This window comes from Priestia sp. BR_2 (assembly GCF_041954005.1).
In the GTDB taxonomy this organism is placed as follows: domain Bacteria; phylum Bacillota; class Bacilli; order Paenibacillales; family Paenibacillaceae; genus Paenibacillus_AQ; species Paenibacillus_AQ lautus_A.
In genome coordinates this window covers 1-793 of record NZ_JAVFHM010000140.1, presented here as the reverse complement: position 1 = coordinate 793, position 793 = coordinate 1, and the positions used below count along the sequence as shown (strand labels likewise).

The window sequence follows — 793 nt, the reverse complement described above, 5'->3', positions numbered from 1 at the left end:
GTTTCAATACTACTTGTTTCATAAGGAACCTGGGGTTCAAATTTACCCCTTGCACATAATTCTAAAACTGTACGACGAAAACCATATCCTTTTTTTAATAAAATAAATGGGCAATTTGCAAAATCTTCAATGGATAAGATTGTTTGTTCTTTTAATTTCGATGAAGCTATCACATTTTCAACTTTTTTTGGAGTCCACTTTTTCCGTTCTTGTGGTAAGGCCAGGTAAAGTGGTTCAGTAAGTATTATTTTTGTTTCTAAGCGAGGATCTTCAATAGGGAGTGACAGAATAGAAATATCAACTAAACCTTTAGCAGTTAAGTCTATTAATTTTTCTGTTGCTTCTTCAATAAGCTGAATATGTACATTTGGATACTGTTTCTCATATTTTTTAAGAAGTGAAGGTAAAATATGTCCTCCTGTAATTGCTGTTGAACCAATCTTTAAATCACCTCTAATCCCTTCTTTGCGTTCCTGTATCTCCCTTTTTAAATCATCACGCATTTGTAGTATTTTCTCAGCTTGTTTTACAAAGCATAAGCCATCTGAAGTCGGTTCCACTGTACCAGGTTTTCGATGAAATAAACGGATATCGAGCTCATTTTCTAACTTTGCAATTTGCTTACTTAAAGATGGCTGTGCAATATGGAGATTAGAAGCAGCTTTTGTAAAACTTTTGGTTTTATATATTTCTAGGGTGTATTCAAATAGTCTCATATCCATAGTATTCCTCCATAGCCTCTGGCTATTAACTTAATAGATTATATATCTTAGTCGAATATATGCTTATATAT

At 32.8% G+C, this 793-nt stretch carries 1 protein-coding gene; it reads right to left on the bottom strand.

Translation table 11 applies throughout. The features are described 5' to 3' along the window. Positions 1-722, bottom strand: a 722-nt coding sequence (locus tag RB298_RS06705; RefSeq protein WP_486046474.1) for a LysR family transcriptional regulator, incomplete at its 3' end; no start/stop codon positions are given. Between the last annotated feature and the right edge of the window lie 71 nt (positions 723-793).